The organism is Pseudomonas sp. S2_A10 (genome assembly GCF_054668465.1).
The window spans coordinates 3608177-3629856 of record NZ_CP162773.1; the positions used below are offsets into that span (position 1 = coordinate 3608177).

22 protein-coding genes are annotated in these 21680 nt (G+C 60.2%); all 22 read left to right on the top strand.

The genetic code is table 11. From position 1 onward, the window contains the following. Positions 1-64 precede the first annotated feature (64 nt). The gene (locus AB4N41_RS16235; protein WP_122602237.1) at positions 65-1354 is read left to right on the top strand and encodes a motility associated factor glycosyltransferase family protein; all 1290 of its coding nucleotides are present in this window, start codon (positions 65-67) and stop codon (positions 1352-1354) included. Continuing rightward, complete coding sequence (locus AB4N41_RS16240) at positions 1351-1617, top strand: hypothetical protein (RefSeq protein ID WP_252877687.1); 267 nt, start codon at positions 1351-1353, stop codon at positions 1615-1617. The genes AB4N41_RS16235 and AB4N41_RS16240 overlap by 4 nt, the downstream gene beginning before the upstream one ends. A gap of 242 nt (positions 1618-1859) precedes the next feature. Beyond that, the gene (locus AB4N41_RS16245; protein WP_016771090.1) at positions 1860-2720 is read left to right on the top strand and encodes a flagellin domain-containing protein; all 861 of its coding nucleotides are present in this window, start codon (positions 1860-1862) and stop codon (positions 2718-2720) included. A gap of 72 nt (positions 2721-2792) precedes the next feature. Further along, a complete protein-coding gene (locus AB4N41_RS16250; protein WP_041479011.1) occupies positions 2793-3149 on the top strand; it encodes a flagellar protein FlaG in 357 nt (118 codons plus the stop codon). A gap of 82 nt (positions 3150-3231) precedes the next feature. Beyond that, a complete protein-coding gene (fliD, locus tag AB4N41_RS16255; RefSeq protein ID WP_095180716.1) occupies positions 3232-4680 on the top strand; it encodes a flagellar filament capping protein FliD in 1449 nt (482 codons plus the stop codon). 129 nt (positions 4681-4809) lie between these two features. Then, the gene (fliS, locus tag AB4N41_RS16260; protein WP_041479013.1) at positions 4810-5208 is read left to right on the top strand and encodes a flagellar export chaperone FliS; all 399 of its coding nucleotides are present in this window, start codon (positions 4810-4812) and stop codon (positions 5206-5208) included. A gap of 11 nt (positions 5209-5219) precedes the next feature. Further along, positions 5220-5516, top strand: coding sequence for a hypothetical protein (locus tag AB4N41_RS16265; protein ID WP_016771085.1), 297 nt, complete (start codon positions 5220-5222; stop codon positions 5514-5516). A 172-nt stretch (positions 5517-5688) separates the two neighbouring features. Then, complete coding sequence (locus AB4N41_RS16270) at positions 5689-7164, top strand: sigma-54 dependent transcriptional regulator (RefSeq protein WP_041479014.1); 1476 nt, start codon at positions 5689-5691, stop codon at positions 7162-7164. A 110-nt stretch (positions 7165-7274) separates the two neighbouring features. Next, positions 7275-8486: a sensor histidine kinase gene (locus tag AB4N41_RS16275; RefSeq protein WP_252877688.1), complete on the top strand. Its 1212-nt coding sequence runs from the start codon at positions 7275-7277 to the stop codon at positions 8484-8486. A gap of 5 nt (positions 8487-8491) precedes the next feature. Next, the gene (locus AB4N41_RS16280; RefSeq protein ID WP_252869006.1) at positions 8492-9874 is read left to right on the top strand and encodes a sigma-54-dependent transcriptional regulator; all 1383 of its coding nucleotides are present in this window, start codon (positions 8492-8494) and stop codon (positions 9872-9874) included. A gap of 128 nt (positions 9875-10002) precedes the next feature. Then, positions 10003-10332 (top strand): flagellar hook-basal body complex protein FliE, encoded by a 330-nt coding sequence (gene fliE / locus AB4N41_RS16285; protein ID WP_016771081.1) that lies wholly within the window; start codon positions 10003-10005, stop codon positions 10330-10332. A gap of 14 nt (positions 10333-10346) precedes the next feature. After that, positions 10347-12134, top strand: a complete 1788-nt coding sequence (gene fliF, locus AB4N41_RS16290; RefSeq protein ID WP_217850623.1) for a flagellar basal-body MS-ring/collar protein FliF — start codon at positions 10347-10349, stop codon at positions 12132-12134. Next, positions 12127-13146, top strand: coding sequence for a flagellar motor switch protein FliG (gene fliG, locus AB4N41_RS16295; RefSeq protein WP_016771079.1), 1020 nt, complete (start codon positions 12127-12129; stop codon positions 13144-13146). The genes fliF and fliG overlap by 8 nt, the downstream gene beginning before the upstream one ends. A gap of 4 nt (positions 13147-13150) precedes the next feature. Continuing rightward, entirely contained in the window at positions 13151-13957 is an 807-nt protein-coding gene (gene fliH / locus AB4N41_RS16300) for a flagellar assembly protein FliH (protein ID WP_041479018.1), read from the top strand. Beyond that, positions 13947-15305 (top strand): flagellar protein export ATPase FliI, encoded by a 1359-nt coding sequence (gene fliI, locus AB4N41_RS16305; protein ID WP_016771077.1) that lies wholly within the window; start codon positions 13947-13949, stop codon positions 15303-15305. Before fliH ends, fliI begins: the two co-directional genes overlap by 11 nt. Positions 15306-15311: 6 nt before the next feature. Beyond that, positions 15312-15761 carry a flagellar export protein FliJ gene (gene fliJ, locus AB4N41_RS16310; protein WP_016771076.1) on the top strand — a complete coding sequence of 150 codons (450 nt, stop codon included), beginning with the start codon at positions 15312-15314 and terminating at the stop codon, positions 15759-15761. A 190-nt stretch (positions 15762-15951) separates the two neighbouring features. Then, positions 15952-16257, top strand: a complete 306-nt coding sequence (locus AB4N41_RS16315; RefSeq protein ID WP_056783805.1) for an STAS domain-containing protein — start codon at positions 15952-15954, stop codon at positions 16255-16257. A 5-nt stretch (positions 16258-16262) separates the two neighbouring features. Beyond that, positions 16263-17966: an ATP-binding SpoIIE family protein phosphatase gene (locus AB4N41_RS16320; RefSeq protein ID WP_252877689.1), complete on the top strand. Its 1704-nt coding sequence runs from the start codon at positions 16263-16265 to the stop codon at positions 17964-17966. Positions 17967-17996: 30 nt separating this feature from the next. Continuing rightward, a complete protein-coding gene (locus tag AB4N41_RS16325) occupies positions 17997-18344 on the top strand; it encodes an Hpt domain-containing protein (RefSeq protein ID WP_056783810.1) in 348 nt (115 codons plus the stop codon). A gap of 105 nt (positions 18345-18449) precedes the next feature. Then, positions 18450-19817, top strand: a complete 1368-nt coding sequence (locus AB4N41_RS16330) for a flagellar hook-length control protein FliK (protein ID WP_252877690.1) — start codon at positions 18450-18452, stop codon at positions 19815-19817. Positions 19818-20157: 340 nt separating this feature from the next. Next, positions 20158-20661 carry a flagellar basal body-associated protein FliL gene (fliL, locus tag AB4N41_RS16335; protein WP_016771071.1) on the top strand — a complete coding sequence of 168 codons (504 nt, stop codon included), beginning with the start codon at positions 20158-20160 and terminating at the stop codon, positions 20659-20661. 9 nt (positions 20662-20670) lie between these two features. Further along, positions 20671-21639, top strand: a complete 969-nt coding sequence (fliM, locus tag AB4N41_RS16340) for a flagellar motor switch protein FliM (RefSeq protein WP_003222890.1) — start codon at positions 20671-20673, stop codon at positions 21637-21639. Positions 21640-21680: the final 41 nt, after the last annotated feature.

Here is a 21680-nt window from a genome sequence, read left to right on the forward strand (position 1 = left end):
AAAAATAGCGTTCAAGGTTAACCTTGAACGCTATTTTTTTGCCCGAGAAGGAGCGCGAGGCGCCATGAGCGAGTTTTTCCAAGCCAATGCCGAGGTGTTGCAACGGCGCTGGCCGGCGCTGTTCGAGCGATTGATGGCTGAAGACAGCGCGTCCGTGCAGGCCGAACTCGTGCAAGGGCTGGGCTCGACGCTGAGCGTCGATGGCATTCAGCTGACCAGTCGCCATGATCGTCTGCACGAGGCGCAGATCCAGGCGGCGAGCCTGCCGGAAAAACCGCAACTTCACGTTTATGGCACTGGCCTGGGCGACTTGGCAGGCGTGCTGCTCGAGCGCGCAGGCCTGGAAAAACTGTACGTACACATTCTCAATGGCGCGCTCTTTGCGCTGGTGCTGCAGTTGCTCGATCAGCGCCAGTGGCTGGAGGATCCTCGGGTCGAACTGTTTTACGCCGGTGATCACCCTGACTTCTTCACGCCATTCTTTGCCTTGCCGGCCGAGATGCTGCTGGCCGATGACTTCAATGCAAAGGTCCGCGACCGGCTGATCAATGAAGTGCATTTGATATTCAACAATCGCGATTTCGATCCGCTGTCGACAGAAATCCAGCAACGCTTGCAGGAATGTCTGCCGGTGTTGCTTGGCGATGACGATGTCGCGCAGCTGTTCGGCAGTTGCGCTGGACGTGAAATCTACGTGATCGCCACCGGACCGACGCTGGAGCAGCATTTCGAGCGTCTGGCGGCGATTCGTCAGCGTGCCGAGCGGCCGTTGTTCATCTGCGTTGATACGGCCTATCGGCCATTGCGTGAGCACGGCATCGTGCCTGATCTGGTGGTGAGCATCGATCAGCGCATCGGCTTGCGGCATCTGCCCTTCGAGACGTCTGACGGCATTACGCTGGTGTACCTGCCGATGAGCGATCCGCAGGTATTGAAGTCATGGAAGGGCAAGCGTTATGGCGGCTATTCGGCCAGCCCGATCTATGCCGAGCTGAAAGAACAGTATCCACGCGGCGAGCTGCACGTCGGCGGCAGCGTGATTCATCCGGCGGTGGATCTCGCGGTAAAAATGGGCGCGAGGCGTATCACGCTATTTGGCGCTGACTTCGCTTTCCCGATGAACAAGACTCACGCCGGTTGGAATGACGGCGATCTCGGACCACCGGTGAATCAGGCGCGGCACTGGGTGCGCGATGGCCACGGTCAGCGCGTCAGCACTCAGCTGAACTTTCGCGGTTATCTGTGTGTGCTTGAGCGTTATATCGCCGCGCATCCGCAGGTCGAGTTTCTCAACAGCAGCCGCGCCGGTGCATTGATTGCCGGGACCGCTTTCAATCCGGAGTTCGTGCAATGAGTGCGCTGAACCAGAGTCAGCATCAGTGCCGCCAGTGCGCGGCTTTGTTTCGCTTGGGGCGTGATGTCGAGGCGGCGTTGACGATGGTCGATGTATTCGAACAGGCTCAACTATGCCTGGCGTCTGCCTCGGAGAAGGTGCAGCAGGACTGGGCACAGGTGCTCACGCAAATGCTCGACTGTCAGGAGCGCCAGGACTGGTTGGGCCTGGCTGACTATATGGAATACGAACTGGTCGAATTGCTGGAAAGTGCCAGGCGCTGAACCGCTGCGCCGCGCTGGCCCGCGGCTTTGCGTTACAGGCGGTTTTATGACGTCATTTTTTCGCGCTGGATGTGCTGCTAAGTCTTTGTTTTCTCGGGGGTGGCGTGGTGATGGCAAAATTTTTTCAAAAAGCCCTCAAGCAACCTGCAAACCCGACGATAACTATTACGAAGGTTCTCTAGGCCATACCCGGCGGTTGCCAGGGCCGGAAGCCGCAGTACCCAACCAACGAGGAATTCGTCATGGCTTTAACAGTAAACACCAACACCACATCGTTGAACGTTCAGAAAAACCTGAACCGCGCTTCCGACGCTCTGTCCACCTCGATGCAGCGCCTGTCTTCCGGCCTGAAAATCAACAGCGCCAAAGACGACGCCGCTGGCCTGCAGATCTCCAACCGTATGTCCTCGCAGATCCGCGGTAACACCCAGGCCATCCAGAACGCCAACGACGGTATCTCCGTTGCCCAGACCGCTGAAGGCGCTCTGCAAGCTTCGACCGACATCCTGCAGCGTATGCGTGAACTGGCTGTTAAAGCTCGTAACGGTACCAACGGCACCGCTGACCAGACCGCTACCAACGCTGAATTCGCTCAGATGTCTGACGAAATCACCCGTATCTCGGCTGCTACCAACCTGAACGGCAAAAACCTGCTGGACGGTTCGGCTGGTACTGTGACCCTGCAAGTTGGCGCAAACACCGGTTCGGCTAACCACATCGACCTGGTACTGAGCTCCAAGTTCGACGCCGTCAGCCTGTCGGTAGGTAGCGGTACTGTAGTTCTGACCGGTACTTCGGGTACTGGTGCTGGTTCTGCTTCGCAGAACATCGACAACGCGATCACTGCAATCGACGCCGCTATCGCTGCAATCGGTGCAACCCGTGCCAGCCTGGGTGCTTCGCAAAACCGTCTGACCAGCACCATCTCCAACCTGCAGAACATCACTGAAAACACCACCGCTGCTCAGGGTCGTGTACAGGACACCGACTTCGCCGCAGAAACTGCTAACCTGACCAAGCAGCAGACTCTGCAGCAAGCTTCGACCTCCGTACTGGCTCAAGCCAACCAACTGCCTTCCGCTGTACTGAAGCTGCTTCAGTAATCCGGAACAAGTTTAGGCGGGGGAGTGCGCTTGTCGTGCTCTCTCGCTTTTTTACGTTAAGAGGTGATGGGCATGGACATGAGCGTAAAGCTTAACGTGTCTTATCCGGCTCCCAAGCCAGTGACACCGGTTGCTGACAAACCGTCAGAGCTGCCTAAAGTCCAAAAGACTGAAGCACCGGTCGCTGCCAAGGATCAGGATTCGGACGGCGCCAAGTTGAAGCTGGCGGTGCAAGAGATCGAAAAGTTCGTCCAGTCGATCAAGCGTAATCTGGAGTTCTCGATTGACGAGCATTCCGGCAAGGTCATCGTCAAGGTGATCGCGAGCGAGACGGGTGAAGTCGTTCGACAGATTCCTTCCGCCGAAGCCCTCAAACTGGCCGACAGCCTCGCCAATGCAAGTCATGTATTGTTCGACGCCAAGGTCTGATAAATGGCATGAATAGTGTTTGTTCGTTCTCAGGACGCGTGTAACGGTCAAAAGAATGGCAGCAATCTGAAGGGAGATGCACATGGCAAGTCCAATTTTACCGGGTTCCGGACTGGGTTCCGGCCTGGACATCGGCGCGATCGTGACCGCGCTGGTCAACGCCGACAAGTCTGCCAAGCAGACGCAGATCGATACCGCGACCAAAAGCAACAGCCTGAAGATTTCCGGCGTTGGTTCGCTGAAAAGTGCACTGGCGGCCTATCAGAAAGCGATGGGTGATCTGAACAAGGCAACAAGCCCGGCGTTTGCCGGTTTTACTGCAACCTCGGATACGCCAACTGTCGTCGGTGCCACTTCGGATAAAACCGCCGTGCCGGGTACTTACAGCGTAGTCGTGAAAAACCTGGCCACCGGCTCCAAAGTTGCCAGTGCCGCCTTTGCCGGCGGGGCCGCCAGTGCCATTCCGAGTGGTACTCTGAAAATCAGTCAGAATGGCATTGATTACAATGTCGCGATTCCGGCCAATGCCACCTTGCAGTCCACGCGCGATGCGATCAACACCGCGCAGTCCAGCAATGGCATTTCCGCGAACATCGTGACTGACAGTACCGGCGCCTCGCGTCTGGTACTGAGCTCCAACAAGACGGGCGCCGGCATGGACCTGCAGGTCAGCGGTATCGCCGGTCTCGAGATCGATGGCACCCAGAAGATGGGTGACAGTCCTGCGGCAGGGGCATCCGGTGCGGTCGGTGATGTGGCCAAGGACGCGAGCCTGACCATCGACGGACTGGCCGTTACCAGCAAGACCAACACCGTCACCGGTGCGATCAGCGGCATGACGCTGAATCTGGTCACTGCGAGTCCCGTCGTGGGCGGCGTGCCAACGCCGGCTACTGTATCGGTTGCGACCAATACCGCCGGCATCCAGACATCGCTGCAATCGTTCATCGATTCCTATAACACCCTGAAGAAAACCATCGACACCTTGTCCAAGGCAACGCCGGATGCCGATGGCAATCTGACCGTTTCGGCGGCGTTCACTGGTGACGCTCTGCCGCGTTCGTTGATGGCGGACGTGCGCGCTCAGTTGACAGATCCAGGGGCGGGCGGAGCAGGCCAATTGTCCGTGCTTTCACAGATGGGTGTGTTGACTGACAGTAAAACCGGTTTGCTGACGCTCGATACTGCAGTGTTCAACAAGCGTATGGAAATCCCAGGCATGGCTGGCCAGGTTCAGCAGCTCTTCAGCGGCACCGACGCCAAGAATGGTCTGTTGGCGCGTATGACTGCGGCGGTTGATCCGTACGTCAAGACCGGTGGGCTGCTGGATCAGCGCAGCTCCAACTTGGCGAGTCTGACGAGCGGCTTGCAGAAGCAGCAGGCGGCGCTGGATCTGCGGGTTGCCAACCTGACGTCGACATTGACCGCCAAGTACAACGCCATGGACTTGCTGGTAGGGCAGATGAAGGCAACGGCGAGCAACATCACGTCGTTCTTCAGCTCGCTGAACGCTCAGCAGTCGGCGAAGTAACAGTCAGTAACGACAAAAACCCGGCTACGCTTTATCGGCGTGCGCCGGGTTTTTGTCTTTTGATCTAAAGTTTTCGGGCCGGTTGGCGATACACTGGTTATACGAGTCAACGTGGCAATGAGGTAGAACATGAACCCGATGTTAGCCCTTCGGCAGTACCAGAAAGTCGGCGCCCATGCGCAGACGTCCGAAGCGAGCCCGCACCGCCTGGTGCAAATGTTGATGGAAGGTGGCCTGGCCCGGATTGCGCAGGCCAAGGGCGCCATTGAGCGCAAGGATATTCCCGGCAAGTGCACGGCGATCAGCAAGGCCATCGGCATTGTCAGTGGCCTGCGTGAAGGTCTCGACCTTGAAAACAATGCAGAGGCACTGGCCGATCTGGATGGCCTGTACATCTACATGATGAAGCGCCTCGCCGAGGCGAACATCAGCAGCGATCCCCGTGTACTCGACGAAGTCGCCGGCCTGCTGACCACGGTCAAAGAAGGTTGGGACGCCATCGCGCCCGTGCCGGCTCCGCAGTTCTGAAGGAGATCACCATGAGTCTTGTATTGCAGCGAATTGCCGATACCCGTGAAGCGTTGGTCGGAGCATTGGCCGAACGAAACTGGGAAGCCATCGGCGAGCTGGATCTGGCTTGCCGTTCCTGCATGGAAGACGTCATGGCGGAAGCTTCGCTGGACGAAGTTGCGTTGCGCGATAACCTTGAAGAGCTGCTATTCGTCTACAAAGAGCTTCTCGAGGTGGCAATGGGCGAGCGGCAGGCGATAGCCAACGAGATGTCGCAGATCACCCAAGCGCAAAAGGCTGCAAAGGTTTACCATCTGTTTGGTTGATTAACCGTCAGTTGAACCAGAGATGTGCGCCATAAATTTGACTGTGCACGGTTTTTTGACTTAACTAGTGGCTATTATCAGATTTAGGGCGTCTACAGGCACAAGGTGTCCTGCAAGCGTCTCGCTTGCCCCATTTTTCGGGCATTGAGTTGACTAGGGAAGTTGCTATTGCATGTGGCGTGAAACCAAAATTCTGCTGATCGATGACGATAGCGTCCGCCGCCGCGACCTGGCGGTGATTCTAAATTTTCTTGGCGAAGAAAATTTACCCTGCGGCAGCCATGACTGGCAGCAGGCAGTCGGCTCTTTGTCGTCTAGTCGTGAAGTCATTTGCGTACTGATCGGGACCGTTAATGCTCCTGGCGCGCTTTTGGGCTTGCTAAAGACACTCGCAACCTGGGATGAGTTCCTTCCGGTTTTGTTAATGGGCGATAATTCTTCCGTTGACCTGCCTGAAGACCAGCGTCGTCGCGTGCTGTCAACCCTGGAAATGCCGCCCAGCTACAGCAAATTGCTCGATTCGCTGCATCGCGCCCAGGTCTATCGCGAAATGTACGACCAGGCCCGCGAGCGCGGCCGTCATCGCGAACCCAATCTTTTCCGCAGTCTTGTCGGCACCAGCCGTGCGATTCAGCACGTCCGGCAGATGATGCAGCAAGTGGCCGACACCGACGCCAGCGTGCTGATCCTCGGCGAGTCCGGCACCGGCAAGGAAGTGGTCGCGCGCAACCTGCACTACCACTCCAAACGCCGCGACGCGCCATTCGTGCCGGTCAACTGCGGGGCGATCCCGGCAGAGCTGCTGGAAAGCGAACTGTTCGGCCACGAGAAGGGCGCCTTCACTGGCGCGATCACCAGCCGTGCCGGGCGCTTTGAGCTGGCCAACGGCGGCACGCTGTTTCTCGACGAAATCGGCGACATGCCGCTGCCGATGCAGGTCAAGCTGCTGCGCGTATTGCAAGAGCGCACCTTCGAACGCGTGGGCAGCAACAAGACCCAGAGCGTCGACGTGCGCATCATTGCCGCAACGCACAAGAATCTCGAAAGCATGATCGAGATCGGCTCGTTCCGTGAAGACCTCTACTATCGCCTGAACGTGTTCCCGATCGAGATGGCGCCGCTGCGTGAGCGCGTCGAAGACATCCCGCTGCTGATGAACGAACTGATCTCGCGCATGGAGCACGAGAAGCGCGGTTCGATCCGTTTCAACTCGGCGGCGATCATGTCGCTGTGCCGTCACGGCTGGCCGGGCAACGTCCGCGAACTCGCCAACCTGGTCGAGCGCATGGCGATCATGCACCCGTACGGGGTGATTGGCGTGGTCGAGTTGCCGAAGAAATTCCGCTACGTCGACGACGAAGACGAGCAGATGGTCGACAGCCTGCGCAGCGATCTGGAAGAACGCGTGGCCATCAACGGCCATACGCCGGACTTCAGCGCCAACGCGTTGCTGCCGCCGGAAGGTCTCGACCTCAAAGACTACCTCGGTGGCCTGGAGCAGGGCCTGATTCAGCAAGCGCTGGACGATGCCAATGGCATTGTCGCCCGTGCCGCTGAGCGTCTGCGTATTCGTCGTACCACCCTGGTCGAGAAGATGCGCAAGTACGGCATGAGCCGGGCTGGAGGAGATGAACAGGCGGATGATTGACGCCTGTTTTTCAAGCGCTTCATTTATAAGCGGTTTTTTTTAGGCACGGGTATTGCTATAGCCCTCGCAACGTTCCGTTTCACTGACGGTCAGCCAAGCGAGAGAGCCCAATGCCCCAAGCCGCCCAGATCTCTTCTGCCTCCAATATCGTGGGGCAACCCTCGTCCGTAGAGCAGGCAAGTCGTCAGGGACTTGAGCAGGCCTTCCAGCTGTTCAACCAGATGTCGAGCCAGCTGACCGACTCCTACAGCCTGCTCGAAGCGCGCGTCACCGAACTCAAAGGGGAGCTGGCCGTGGTCAGCGCTCAGCGCATGCAGGAGCTGGCGGAAAAAGAACGCCTGGCCAATCGCCTGCAAAACCTCCTCGATTTGTTGCCCGGCGGCGTGATCGTCATCGACGGCCACGGTCTGGTGCGCGAAGCCAATCCCGCCGCCATCGATCTGCTCGGCTCGCCACTCGAGGGCGAACTCTGGCGCCATGTGATCGCGCGCTGCTTCGCTCCCCGTGAAGACGACGGTCATGAAATCTCCTTGAAAAACGGTCGACGCCTGTCGATTTCCACCCGCTCGCTGGATGCCGAGCCGGGGCAGTTGGTGCTGCTCAACGACTTGACGGAAACACGTCATCTGCAAGACCAGTTGGCGCGCCACGAACGTTTGTCATCGCTGGGGCGCATGGTTGCCTCGCTGGCCCACCAGATTCGAACACCGCTGTCCGCCGCTTTGCTCTACGCCAGTCATTTGACTGAACAGCAATTGCCGGTGGAAACCCAGCAACGCTTTGCTGGCCGCCTGAAAGAGCGCCTGCACGAACTCGAACATCAGGTGCGCGACATGCTGGTGTTCGCTCGCGGTGAATTGCCGCTGACCGACCGCCTCACGCCCGGTGCCTTGATGCAGTCGCTGCAGGCTGCGGCGCTGACCCATGTGCAGGACCTGCCGATCCGCTGGCAGTGCGACAGCCATGCCGGTGAGTTGCTGTGCAACCGCGACACGTTGGTCGGCGCGCTGCTGAATCTGATTGAAAACGCCATTCAGGCCAGCGCTGGCGAAGCGCGCCTGAAAGTGCATTGCTACACCAGAGGCAACACCCTGCGTCTGTGTGTCAGCGACAGCGGCAGCGGCATTGAGCCGACAGTTTTGGCGCGTCTCGGCGAGCCTTTTTTTACTACCAAAGTCACCGGCACCGGCCTCGGCCTGACCGTGGTCAAAGCGGTGGCCCGTGCGCATCAGGGAGAATTGACCCTGCGTTCGCGAGTCGGGCGCGGCACTTGCGCGCAGGTCAGTCTGCCGCTGTTTTCCGCTGTACAAGGAGTTGAATAAACGTCATGGGCATCAAGGTGTTGCTGGTCGAGGATGACCGTTCGTTGCGCGAAGCGCTGGCCGATACGCTGCTCCTCGCCGGCCACGACTATCACGCCGTCGGCAGCGCCGAAGAAGCGCTGACGGCGGTCGCGCAGCAAGCTTTCAGCCTGGTGGTCAGCGACGTCAACATGCCGGGCATGGACGGTCATCAATTGCTTGCGTTGCTGCGCGCACGCCAGCCGCAATTGCCGGTACTGCTGATGACCGCCCATGGCGCGGTCGAGCGTGCGGTCGATGCGATGCGCCAAGGCGCGGCGGATTATCTGGTCAAGCCGTTTGAGCCCAAGGCATTGCTCGATCTGGTGGCGCGGCATGCGCTGGGCTGCATTGATGCAGGCGAAGCGGAAGGCCCCGTCGCCGTTGAACCGGCCAGTGCGCAGTTGCTTGAGTTGGCCGCACGGGTTGCGCGCAGTGATTCGACTGTCCTCATTTCCGGCGAGTCCGGCACCGGTAAAGAAGTGCTGGCGCGCTATATCCACCAGCAATCGCGACGGGCGAGCCAGCCGTTTATTGCGATCAACTGCGCGGCGATCCCCGACAACATGCTCGAAGCAACACTGTTCGGCCATGAGAAGGGCTCGTTCACCGGCGCCATCGCCTCGCAGGCCGGCAAGTTCGAGCAAGCGGACGGCGGCACCATTCTGCTCGATGAAATTTCCGAAATGCCCCTGGGTCTGCAAGCCAAGTTGCTGCGCGTCCTGCAAGAGCGGGAAGTGGAGCGAGTGGGCGCGCGCAAGCCGATCAGTCTGGATATTCGCGTGGTCGCCACGACCAATCGTGATCTGGCCGGCGAGGTGGCGGCTGGGCGTTTTCGCGAAGACCTGTTTTACCGCTTGTCGGTTTTCCCCTTGGCCTGGCGTCCACTTCGCGAGCGCACTGCCGATATCCTGCCGCTGGCGGAAAAATTGTTGGCCAAACACGTCAATAAAATGAAGCACGCAGCAGCGAAGCTGTCCCCCGAAGCTCAAGCTTGCCTGACCGCGTACCCGTGGCCGGGCAACGTGCGGGAGCTGGACAACGCCATTCAGCGCGCGTTGATTCTGCAGCAGGGCGGTTTGATTCAGCCGCAGGATTTCTGCCTGAGCGGTGCGGTGACATTTGCGCCGTTGCCGATCACGGCACCGGTGATCCGCGAGGTGGAAATCGAGGCGGATTCTTCCGGCGCGCTGGGCGATGACCTGCGCCGCCGGGAGTTTCAGATGATCATCGACACCCTGCGCGCCGAGCGTGGCCGCCGTAAGGAAGCTGCCGAAAAGCTCGGCATCAGCCCGCGCACCCTGCGCTACAAACTGGCGCAAATGCGCGATGCCGGGATGGATGTCGAAGGTTATCTGTTCGCCACCTGATCGATGCTGCAAAACATTCCAGATGCTTTTCTCAGGAGGGTGCCCACTAGCTGGCACCCTTGTTGCTAATACCTGTGTACCCGCCGAGTGAGTGTCAAAAAATTGCGGGCCGCCCAAGAGAGTAGACCATGAGCCAAGGTATTGAATTTAATCGGTTGATGATGGACATGCAGGCCATGAAAGTGGATGCCATGTCTGCGCGTAAATCGACTGCCGCTGTCCCTGAAATCGCGGGCAGCAGCTTTTCCGACATGCTCGGTCAGGCGATCAATAAAGTCAGCGATACCCAGCAGGCGTCGACTCAACTGGCCAACGCGTTCGAGATCGGCAAGAGCGGTGTCGACCTGACTGACGTCATGATTGCGTCGCAAAAAGCCAGCGTGTCGTTCCAGGCTCTGACCCAGGTGCGCAACAAGCTGGTCCAGGCTTACCAAGACATCATGCAGATGCCGGTTTAAGGGCGAAATAAGTCATGGCAGAAGCAGTCGCTGATAACGTTCCGGCCAAGGCCACCCCGATCGACGGCAAACCGCCGCTGTTCGGCCTGTCCTTTCTGGAAAACCTTTCCCAGATGACCGTGCTGCGTCAGGTCGGCCTGTTGGTCGGTCTGGCAGCGAGCGTGGCGATTGGCTTTGCCGTGGTGCTGTGGTCGCAGCAGCCGGATTACCGTCCACTGTACGGCAGCCTTGCCGGTATGGACGCCAAGCAGGTCATGGAAACCCTGGCCGCCGCTGACATTCCCTACAACGTAGAACCCAATTCCGGCGCCTTGCTGGTCAAGGCCGACGACCTGTCCCGTGCGCGGATGAAACTCGCTGCCGCTGGTGTCACTCCCAGCGACGGCAACATCGGTTTCGAAATCCTCGACAAGGAACAGGGTCTGGGCACCAGCCAGTTCATGGAAGCGACCCGTTATCGTCGCGGCCTCGAAGGCGAACTGGCGCGGACCATCTCCAGCCTGAACAACGTCAAGGGTGCCCGCGTGCATCTGGCCATTCCGAAGAGTTCGGTGTTCGTCCGTGACGAGCGCAAGCCTAGCGCTTCGGTACTGGTCGAGCTGTACAGCGGGCGTTCGCTTGAGCCGGGTCAGGTGGTGGCGATCATCAATCTGGTCGCGACTTCCGTGCCCGAGTTGAGCAAATCGCAGATCACCGTCGTCGATCAGAAGGGCAACCTGCTCTCCGATCAGGCGGAGAACTCGGAAATGACCATGGCCGGCAAGCAGTTCGATTACAGCCGCCGCATGGAAAGCATGCTCACCCAGCGCGTGCACAACATTCTGCAACCGGTACTGGGCAACGATCGCTACAAGGCTGAAGTCTCCGCCGACGTCGATTTCAGTGCCGTCGAATCGACCGCCGAGCAGTTCAACCCGGACCAACCGGCGTTGCGCAGCGAGCAGTCGGTCAACGAACAACGCACCGCCAGCAATGGCCCGCAAGGTGTGCCGGGTGCCCTGAGCAACCAGCCGCCGTCGCCAGCCTCGGCGCCGCAGACCACCGGTGGCACCGCCGCACCGGCCGGAATGATTCAGCCAGGTCAGCCTTTGGTTGATGCCAACGGTCAGCAGATCATGGACCCGGCCACCGGCCAGCCGATGCTCGCACCGTACCCGGCGGACAAGCGTCAACAATCCACCAAGAACTTCGAGCTCGACCGTTCGATCAGCCACACCAAGCAGCAGCAGGGCCGTCTCAATCGCCTGTCGGTGTCGGTCGTGGTCGACGATCAGGTCAAGGTCAACCCGGCCAACGGTGAAACCAGCCGTGCGCCGTGGAGCGCCGACGAATTGGCGCGCTTCACCCGTCTGGTGCAGGACGCGGTCGGTTTCGACGCCAGCCGTGGCGACAGCGTCAGCGTGATCAACATGCCGTTCTCCGCCGAGCGCGGCGAAGTGATTGCCGATATTCCGTTCTACTCCCAGCCATGGTTCTGGGACATCGTCAAACAAGTGCTGGGTGTGCTGTTCATCCTCGTACTGGTGTTTGGTGTGCTGCGTCCGGTGCTCAACAACATCACCGGCGGTGGCAAAGGCAAGGAGCTGGCCGGTCTGGGCAGCGACGTGGAACTCGGTGGCATGGGCGGCCTGGACGGCGAACTGGCCAACGACCGCGTGAGCCTCGGTGGTCCGCAGAGCATTCTGTTGCCGAGCCCGAGCGAGGGTTATGACGCGCAGCTGAATGCAATCAAGAGTCTGGTAGCTGAAGACCCGGGTCGCGTGGCCCAGGTCGTGAAAGAGTGGATTAACGCAGATGAGTGATAACCGAGCCGCCACCGTCAAACTGACCAAGGTCGACAAAGCCGCGATTCTGCTGCTGTCCCTGGGTTCGACCGATGCTGCGCAAGTGCTGCGCCACATGGGGCCCAAAGAGGTTCAGCGCGTCGGCGTGGCCATGGCGCAGATGGGCAACGTCCATCGCGAACAGGTCGAGCAGGTGATGAGCGAGTTCGTCGACATCGTCGGCGATCAGACCAGTCTCGGCGTCGGATCCGACGACTACGTACGCAAGATGCTTACCCAGGCCCTGGGCGAAGACAAGGCCAACGGCCTGATCGACCGCATCCTGCTCGGTGGCAACACCAGTGGCCTCGACAGCCTGAAATGGATGGAGCCGCGCGCAGTCGCCGACGTCATCCGTTACGAACACCCGCAGATTCAGGCGATCGTGGTCGCGTACCTCGACCCGGATCAGGCCGGTGAAGTGCTCGGCAACTTCGACCACAAAGTGCGTCTGGACATCATCCTGCGCGTCTCGTCGTTGAACACCGTGCAACCGGCCGCCTTGAAAGAACTCAACCAGATTCTCGAGAAACAGTTCTCCGGCAACTCGAACGCCTCGCGCACCACCCTGGGTGGCATCAAGCGTGCGGCCGACATCATGAACTTCCTCGACAGCTCGATCGAAGGCCAGCTCATGGACTCGATCCGCGAAGTCGACGAAGACCTGTCCGGTCAGATCGAAGACCTCATGTTCGTGTTCAACAACCTTGCCGACGTCGACGACCGTGGCATTCAGGCGCTGTTGCGCGAAGTCTCTTCCGATGTGCTGGTGCTGGCCCTCAAAGGCTCGGACGAGGGCGTCAAGGAAAAGATCTTCAAGAACATGTCCAAGCGTGCCGCCGAACTGTTGCGCGACGACCTCGAGGCGAAAGGCCCGGTGCGCGTCAGCGACGTCGAAACCGCGCAGAAGGAGATCCTCACTATTGCCCGTCGTATGGCCGAAGCCGGCGAGATCGTGCTCGGTGGCAAGGGCGGCGAGGAAATGATCTAAGCCCATGGATAAGCCTGACGAGTCTGTGACGGATCTGATCCGCGCCCGTGATGTTCGCGGCTTCGAATCCTGGGCGCTGCCCAGCTTCGACCCGCCGAAACCGGAACCCGAGCCGGAGCCGGAACCCGAACCGCCGGAAATGGAAGAAGTGCCGCTGGAAGAAGTCCAGCCACTGACCCTGGAAGAACTCGAAAGCATCCGTCAGGAGGCTTACAACGAGGGCTTCGCCATTGGTGAAAAGGAAGGTTTTCACAGCACCACGCTGAAGGTGCGTCAGGAAGCAGAAACGGCGCTGGCGGCGAAAATCGCCAGCCTTGAGCTGCTGATGGCCAACCTGTTCGAACCGATCGCCGAGCAAGACACCCAGATTGAAAAGTCGCTGGTTGACCTCGTGCAACACATCACCAAGCAGGTGATCAAGCGCGAACTGGCCATCGACTCGACACAGATCGAACACGTCATGCGCGATGCCCTCAAGCTGTTGCCGCTGGGCGTGGAAAACGTGCGCCTGTACGTTAATCCGCAGGATTTCGCCCAGGTCAAAGCCCTGCGCGAACGCCACGAAGAAACCTGGCGCATCGTCGAAGACGAGTCGCTGTTGCCGGGCGGCTGCCGGGTTGAAACCGAGCACAGCCGCATCGACGCCAGCGTCGAATCGCGGGTGACCCAGGTCATGGCCAAGCTGTTCGACCAGTTGCACGAGCAGGCTCTGCATCCGGCAGCGCCTGACTTGAGTCTGGACATTCCCGAAGACACCCCAGCGGCTGTCGACTCTGACGAGCCGCGCGCGGACGCCAGCGATGCGCCTTGAACGCACCAGTTTCGCCAAGCGCCTGAGCACCTACGCCGAGGCCACCGAGATTGCCGGCGCGCCGATCCTTGAAGGTCGGCTGCTGCGCATGGTTGGCCTGACCCTCGAAGCCGAAGGCCTGCGCGCCGCCATGGGCACCCGCTGCATGGTGATCAATGACGACAGCTACCATCCGTCTCAGGTGGAAGCGGAAGTCATGGGTTTTTCCGGCAGCAAAGTCTTTCTGATGCCGGTCGGCAGCGTCGCCGGCATTGCCCCGGGCGCGCGCGTGGTGCCGCTGGCCGATACCGGTCGTTTGCCGATGGGCATGAGCATGCTCGGCCGTGTTCTTGACGGTGCTGGCCGCGCGCTGGACGGCAAGGGTGGCATGAAGGCCGAAGACTGGGTGCCGATGGACGGCCCGACCATCAACCCGCTCAACCGTGATCCGATCAGCGTACCGCTGGATGTCGGCATCCGTTGCATCAACGGTTTGCTGACGGTCGGCCGTGGCCAGCGTCTGGGTCTGTTCGCCGGTACCGGTGTCGGTAAATCGGTGCTGTTGGGCATGATGACCCGCTTCACCGAGGCCGACATCATCGTCGTCGGCCTGATCGGTGAGCGTGGTCGCGAAGTTAAAGAATTCATCGAACACATTCTCGGTGAAGAAGGCCTCAAACGTTCGGTAGTGGTCGCCTCGCCAGCGGACGATGCACCGCTGATGCGTATGCGTGCCGCGATGTATTGCACGCGCATCGCCGAGTATTTCCGCGACAAAGGCAAGAACGTTCTGCTGCTGATGGACTCGCTGACCCGTTTCGCCCAGGCCCAGCGCGAAATTGCGCTGGCCATCGGCGAACCGCCAGCAACCAAGGGTTATCCGCCCTCGGTGTTCGCCAAACTGCCGAAACTGGTGGAGCGCGCCGGTAATGCGGAGAAGGGCGGCGGTTCGATCACGGCGTTCTACACCGTACTGTCCGAAGGCGATGACCAGCAGGACCCGATTGCCGACTCGGCGCGTGGCGTGCTTGACGGCCACATCGTCCTGTCGCGGCGCCTGGCCGAGGAAGGCCACTATCCGGCGATCGACATCGAAGCCTCGATCAGCCGGGTGATGCCCGCGGTGGTTTCGCCGGATCACATGCAGCGCGCGCAGTATTTCAAGCAGCTTTGGTCGCGCTATCAGCAGAGCCGCGATCTGATCAGCGTCGGTGCCTATGTGGCCGGTGGCGATCGCGAGACCGATCTGGCGATTTCCCTGCAACCGCAGTTGGTCAGGTATCAGCGCCAGGGCCTCAACGACAAAATCAATCTGGGTGAAAGCCAGGCCTATCTGGAAACCCTGTTCGCCCCTGCGGCGGGCGGGTAACCGGCCATGGCCGTCAGCCGCGCTGCGCGCCTGGCACCGGTGGTGGACATGGCCGAGAAGGCCGAGAAAGCCGCCGTGCAGCGCCTCGCCTACTTTCAGGGCCAGGTCAAAGTTGCCGAAAGCAAACTGGCCGACCTCAATGCCTTTCGTCTGGATTACTCGCAGCAGTGGATCGTGCGCGGCAGCACCGGCGTGACCGGGCAATGGCTGCTGGGTTTTCAGGGGTTTCTGGCGCAACTCGACACCGCCGTCGACCAGCAGCGGCAGAGCCTGGTCTGGCACCAGAACAAGCTCGACAAGGCGCGAGAGGAATGGCAGCAGGCGTTTGCCCGCGTCGAGGGCTTGCGCAAACTGGTGCAGCGCTATCGTGATGAAGCGCAACGCCTGGAAGACAAACGCGAGCAGAAGCTGCTCGATGAACTGTCACAGCGTTTGCCACGGCGTGATGCCTTCTAAACCACACCGCCAAACCCTGTGGGAGCGAGCCTGCTCGCGAAAGCGCCGTGTCAGTCAATCCTGTAGTCAACTGACAGAATGCCTTCGCGAGCAGGCTCGCTCCCACACTTGTTCCACTGCTGCGCCTTGCCCCAAGCCTATCCAGGTGCTAAACCTTGTACAGGTTCGTCAATGACAAGGAAGCCAGTCAATGTCAGTCGTTACAGAAGTCTCTCCAGACCAGAAAAAGCTCACGATCGCCGTCAAAGGCCGGTTCGATTTTGGTCGCCATCAGGAATTTCGCGAGTCGTATGAACGGCTCCCACACAAACCCGAATCCATCGTGGTCGATCTCAAAGAGGCCACTTACCTCGACAGCTCCGCGCTGGGCATGCTGCTCCTGCTGCGTGATCACGCCGGTGGCGACAATTCGGATATCCGCGTCGTCAATAGCAGCTCCGATGTGAAGAAAATTCTCGCGATTTCCAACTTCGACAAACTCTTCGACATCAGTTGATGCCCATGCAGGCGCAAGAGCCGCTGACTATTCTTATCGCCGAAGACAGTGCCGCCGACCGGCTGCTGCTGTCGACCATCGTCCGCCGTCAGGGCCATCAGGTGCTGACAGCGGCCAATGGTGCCGAGGCGGTCGAAACGTTCAAAGAGCAGCAGCCCGATCTGGTGTTGATGGACGCGCTGATGCCGGTGATGGACGGCTTCGAAGCGGCGCGGCAGATCAAGGCGCTGGCGGGTGAAGCGTTGGTGCCGATCATCTTCCTCACCTCGCTGACCGAGAGTGAAGCGCTGGCCCGGTGTCTGGAGGCCGGCGGCGACGACTTTCTGGCGAAGCCGTACAACCAGGTGATCCTTGCCGCCAAAATCAAGGCGATGGATCGCTTGCGTCGCCTTCAGGCCACGGTCCTGCAGCAGCGCGATCTGATCGCGAAACATCATGACTATCTGCTCAACGAACAACGCGTGGCCAAAGCGGTGTTCGACAAGGTCGCGCATTCCGGATGCCTGAGTGCGCCGAACATTCGGTACCTGCAATCGCCTTACGCCCTGTTCAATGGCGATCTGTTGCTCGCTGCGTATACGCCGGCCGGTGACATGCACGTCATGCTCGGCGATTTCACCGGGCATGGCTTGCCGGCAGCGGTGGGGGCGATGCCGCTGGCCGAAGTGTTTTATGGGATGACCGCCAAGGGCTATGGCCTGGCCGAAACCCTGCGCGAGATGAACGCCAAGCTCAAGCGCATCCTGCCGGTGGACATGTTCTGCTGTGCCACCTTGCTCAGTCTGAGTTTCCAGAGCCGTTCGGTGGAGGTGTGGAACGGCGGCATGCCCGACGGTTACCTGCACCGCATGGCCAGTGGCGAACGCGTGCCCTTGCCGGCGCGGCATTTGCCCCTGGGGATTCTCAGCGCGCAAGCCTTCGATGACCGTACGGATGTCTATCCGATGGCGGTTGATGATCGGGTGTTCCTGTTGTCGGACGGTGTCATCGATACCTGCGATGCCAATGATCAGTTGTTCGGCGTTGAACGCTTGCAGCAGGTGTTTGCGGCGAACCGCGAGCCGGATCGGTTATTCGAGGATATCGAACAGGCGCTGCGCGATTTTCGCGGACAGGCCCGAGATGACGTAAGCATGGTCGAGGTCAGTCTGCTCGAGTCGGCTCAGGCCCACGGCGCGACGCCGGTGTATTCCGACAGCGGCCAGTCGTGCCCGCTGGACTGGTCGGCCAGTTTCGAGTTTCGCGGCGCCACACTCAGGCGCTTCAATCCATTGCCGTTCCTCTTGCAGTTGCTGCTTGAGGTGCATGGCCTGCGCGCGCAAAGCGGGGCGCTGTACAGCGTGCTCGCCGAGTTGTATTCCAATGGGCTGGAGCATGGCGTGCTCGGGCTGGACTCGAGCCTCAAACGCGATGCGGCAGGTTTCGCCCGCTACTATGAAATGCGCGCGGCGCGGTTGGAGGCGCTGCAAGACGGTTTCGTGCGAGTGCATTTGCAGGTCCAGCCGCAAGGCGAGGGTGGGCGGCTGGTCATTCGTGTCGATGACAGTGGCAAGGGGTTTGATGTGGCGCGGGTCATGGAAAGGCCCGTGGATAACGTCCGCTTGTCGGGACGCGGCATCGGTCTGGTCCGGCAACTGGGGCGCAACGCCAGTTGGTCGGACCAGGGTCGTAGTGCCAGCGTGGAGTTTTTCTGGGAGATTGAGGCATAATCCGCCCATTCTTGATCAAGGAGTGAGCAAGTGACAGACGCACATGTAAATCGCGAAGTCCTCGATACTTTGCGCGAGGTGATGGAGGACGGCTATACGGAATTGCTGGAGACTTTTCTGGCAGATTCGCAAAGCCGCCTGCACGAGTTGCAGGACAGCACCAGCGCCAAAGCGCTTTCCGATGTAGCGCATAGCTTCAAGGGCAGCGCCAGCAACATGGGCGCGGTTCGACTGGCCGAGTTGTGCCAGGACCTGGAGTCGAACGCGAAGGACAAAAGCCCGGAAGCGCTCGCTCAGCTAGTCGCCGATATCCATTCTGAATTCGCCGAAGTACGTCCGGTGTACGAAAGCGAAAAGCACCACGCCCACATCCACTGAAGCTGCCGTCCGGCGCTTTTCGCAAGTGTCTGGCCAAACTGGCCCGGCACTTGCAGTCAACTTGCTCAACTGTACCTACGATCCCAGTGCAGCGGAGACCTTGTCATGCCTGCGACCCCCAACATTCTTCTTCAGACCGCCGCTCAGGCCAAGGCGCAAGCCGTCTCTGCCAAATCGTCGGCAATGGCCGCAGACGCCGGGGACAAGGCCTCCAGCTTCGCCAAAGTGTTTGCCGATCAGGCGCCGGCCAAGCCCGCCGTGAGCGCTGACAATTCAGTCAAGCCGGCACGCGATAAGGTCGCGGACAGCAGCGGCAAAAAGGATATCGGCAAAGAGCAGTCTGCCGCGCCCGAGCCAGCAGTTGCCGATAGCGGCAAAGCGTTGCCTGCCGACAAGGCGGCGGCGAGCGACGACGCGACAGCGACTGCCGATGACACCACTGAAACCGTACAAACCCCTGTGGCCGATGCCGCGCCTGTAGACCCGGCCCTTGATCCGGCCTTGGCGCAAGTCGTTCAGCCGTTGGTGGCAGCGCCTGTGGTGCAAACGCCAACAGTCGCCACGCCAGCGCAGCCGGAAACCGAGACGCCTGCATTGGCGGTCGTGTCGGGCATGGTCAAAGATCCGGCGGCAACCGACAGCGATTTCGATCCATCGGCCGACCCGCTCGACTCGATGCCGGCCGTGCGCATGGCGATGGAGCAGGGCGGGCATATTTCCGCCGCCAGTCAGGCGCAACCGAAAGCCACGCCTGCTCAAGCTCAGGCTGACGGCGAATTGACCGCCGCGCAGAACTTTGCCGCCGGCATGGCCAGCATGCTCGACGTGCAGGCCGACAAGGACAGCACCAGTCAGGGCGGCGAACAAGCTTTCAGCGGGCTGATCGACGATGGTCTGAAGGATCTGAAATCGGCTACCAGCGACACCCGCGTCGATGACTTCGCCAACCGTCTGGCGGCACTGACCCAGGCCGCTACGCCGAAAACCGCCAATGCGCTGCCGGTGAATCAGCCGATCGCCATGCACCAGAGCGGCTGGACCGAAGAAGTGGTCAACCGCGTCATGTACCTGTCCAGCGTCAACCTGAAGGCCGCCGACATTCAGTTGCAGCCGGCGGAGCTTGGGCGTCTGGATATCCGCGTGAACATGGTTCCCGATCAGCAAACCCAGGTCACCTTTATGAGCGCACACCCAAGCGTGCGTGAAGCGCTCGACAGCCAGATGCACCGCCTGCGTGACATGTTCAACCAGCAGGGCATGGGCCAGGTGGACGTCAACGTCGCCGACCAGAACCGTGGCTGGCAGGGGCAGCAAGGTCAGGAACAGGCGCAGCAGGGGCAGAGTGGCCGGACCAGCGCTGCGGGTGGCCGCCTGGATTCGGCGGATGAGGAATTGGCACCGGCTACTGTCGCTGAAGTGGCGGCGCAGACTACCAGCGTAATTGGCAGCAGCGCGGTCGACTATTACGCCTGAGCAAATCAAGAGCCCCCTCACCCTAGCCCTCTCCCAGAGGGGAGAGGGGACCGATTGGGGAATCTTGAAGAACTACGCCGACCTGAACGAGCATCGCTGAATCCGTTCGACATTCGGCGACCTGTTGATTCCCGCCCTGAACTTGCAATCACCTCGGTTGTGCAGGTCGATGTCCAGCCCCATTACATCTCGGTCGGCCCCCTCTCCCTCAGGGAGAGGGCTGGGGTGAGGGGTGCTTTTGACTTTAGCGTCGTTCTCGACCTCCGACACTTCTGGCATAACACTTGCTCTTGCCTTGCCGTGCGACTGTGAAACCCCCGATTAGTGACGGATTATTGGCATGGCGAAGAGCGAAGCTGCAGCAGTAAAAGACCCCGCAACCAAAGGCAAACTCAAGCTGATCATCGTGATCGTGCTGGCGTTGCTGGTGGCCATTGGTGCATCCGTCGGGGCGACCTGGTTCTTCATGCACGGCGCGCAAAGCAAGCCTGCCGAGGCCGCTGAAGCAGCGCCGGTCGGCAAGCAGGCGGCGATTTTCGAGCCGATGGCGCCGGCCTTCGTGGCCAACTACAACCAGAACGGCCGTCAGCGCTACATGCAGGTGAGCATCACCATGCTGGCGCGGAATCAGGCCGATCTGGACGCGCTCAAAGTGCACATGCCGGTTATCCGCAACAACCTGGTAATGCTCTTCTCCGGTCAGGATTTCGCCACACTGGCGACACCGGTCGGCCAAGAGATGTTGCGCCAGAAGGCCACCGCCAGCGTCCAGGAAGTGGCGCAGAAAGAACTGGGCAAAGTGGTCATCGAACAGTTGCTTTTCACTAATTTCGTACTGCAGTAGGAACACGACATGGCCGTGCAGGATCTGCTGTCCCAGGATGAAATCGATGCGCTGCTGCATGGCGTCGATGATGGTCTGGTACAGACCGATAATGCTGCCGAACCCGGCAGTGTCAAAAGCTACGACCTGACCAGTCAGGATCGCATCGTCCGTGGACGCATGCCGACGCTGGAAATGATCAACGAGCGCTTTGCCCGCTACACCCGCATCAGCATGTTCAACATGCTGCGCCGCTCGGCGGACGTGGCTGTCGGTGGTGTGCAGGTGATGAAGTTCGGCGAATACGTGCACTCGCTGTACGTGCCGACCAGCCTCAATCTGGTCAAGATCAAACCGCTGCGCGGCACCGCGCTGTTCATCCTCGACGCCAAACTGGTGTTCAAGCTGGTGGACAACTTCTTCGGTGGTGACGGCCGTCACGCCAAGATCGAAGGGCGTGAGTTCACCCCGACCGAGTTGCGCGTAGTGCGCATGGTGCTCGAGCAGGCTTTCGTCGATCTGAAAGAAGCCTGGCAGGCGATCATGGAAGTCAATTTCGAGTACATCAACTCGGAAGTGAACCCGGCCATGGCCAACATCGTCGGCCCGAGCGAAGCAATTGTGGTCTCCACCTTCCACATCGAACTCGATGGCGGTGGCGGCGATCTGCACGTGACCATGCCGTACTCGATGATCGAGCCAGTGCGCGAGATGCTCGACGCCGGTTTCCAGTCCGACCTCGACGATCAGGACGAGCGCTGGGTCAACGCCCTGCGCCAGGACGTGCTCGATGTCGACGTGCCGATCGGCGCCACCGTGGCCCGCCGCCAGTTGAAGCTGCGCGACATCCTGCACATGCAACCGGGCGATGTGATCCCGGTCGAGATGCCGGAAGACATGATCATGCGCGCCAACGGCGTGCCGGCCTTCAAGGTCAAGATGGGCTCGCACAAAGGCAACCTCGCGTTGCAGGTGATCGAGCCGATCGAGCGTCGCTGAGGCGGCGCTTTTCACCCCCGTATTTAACCGAATTGTTGCCC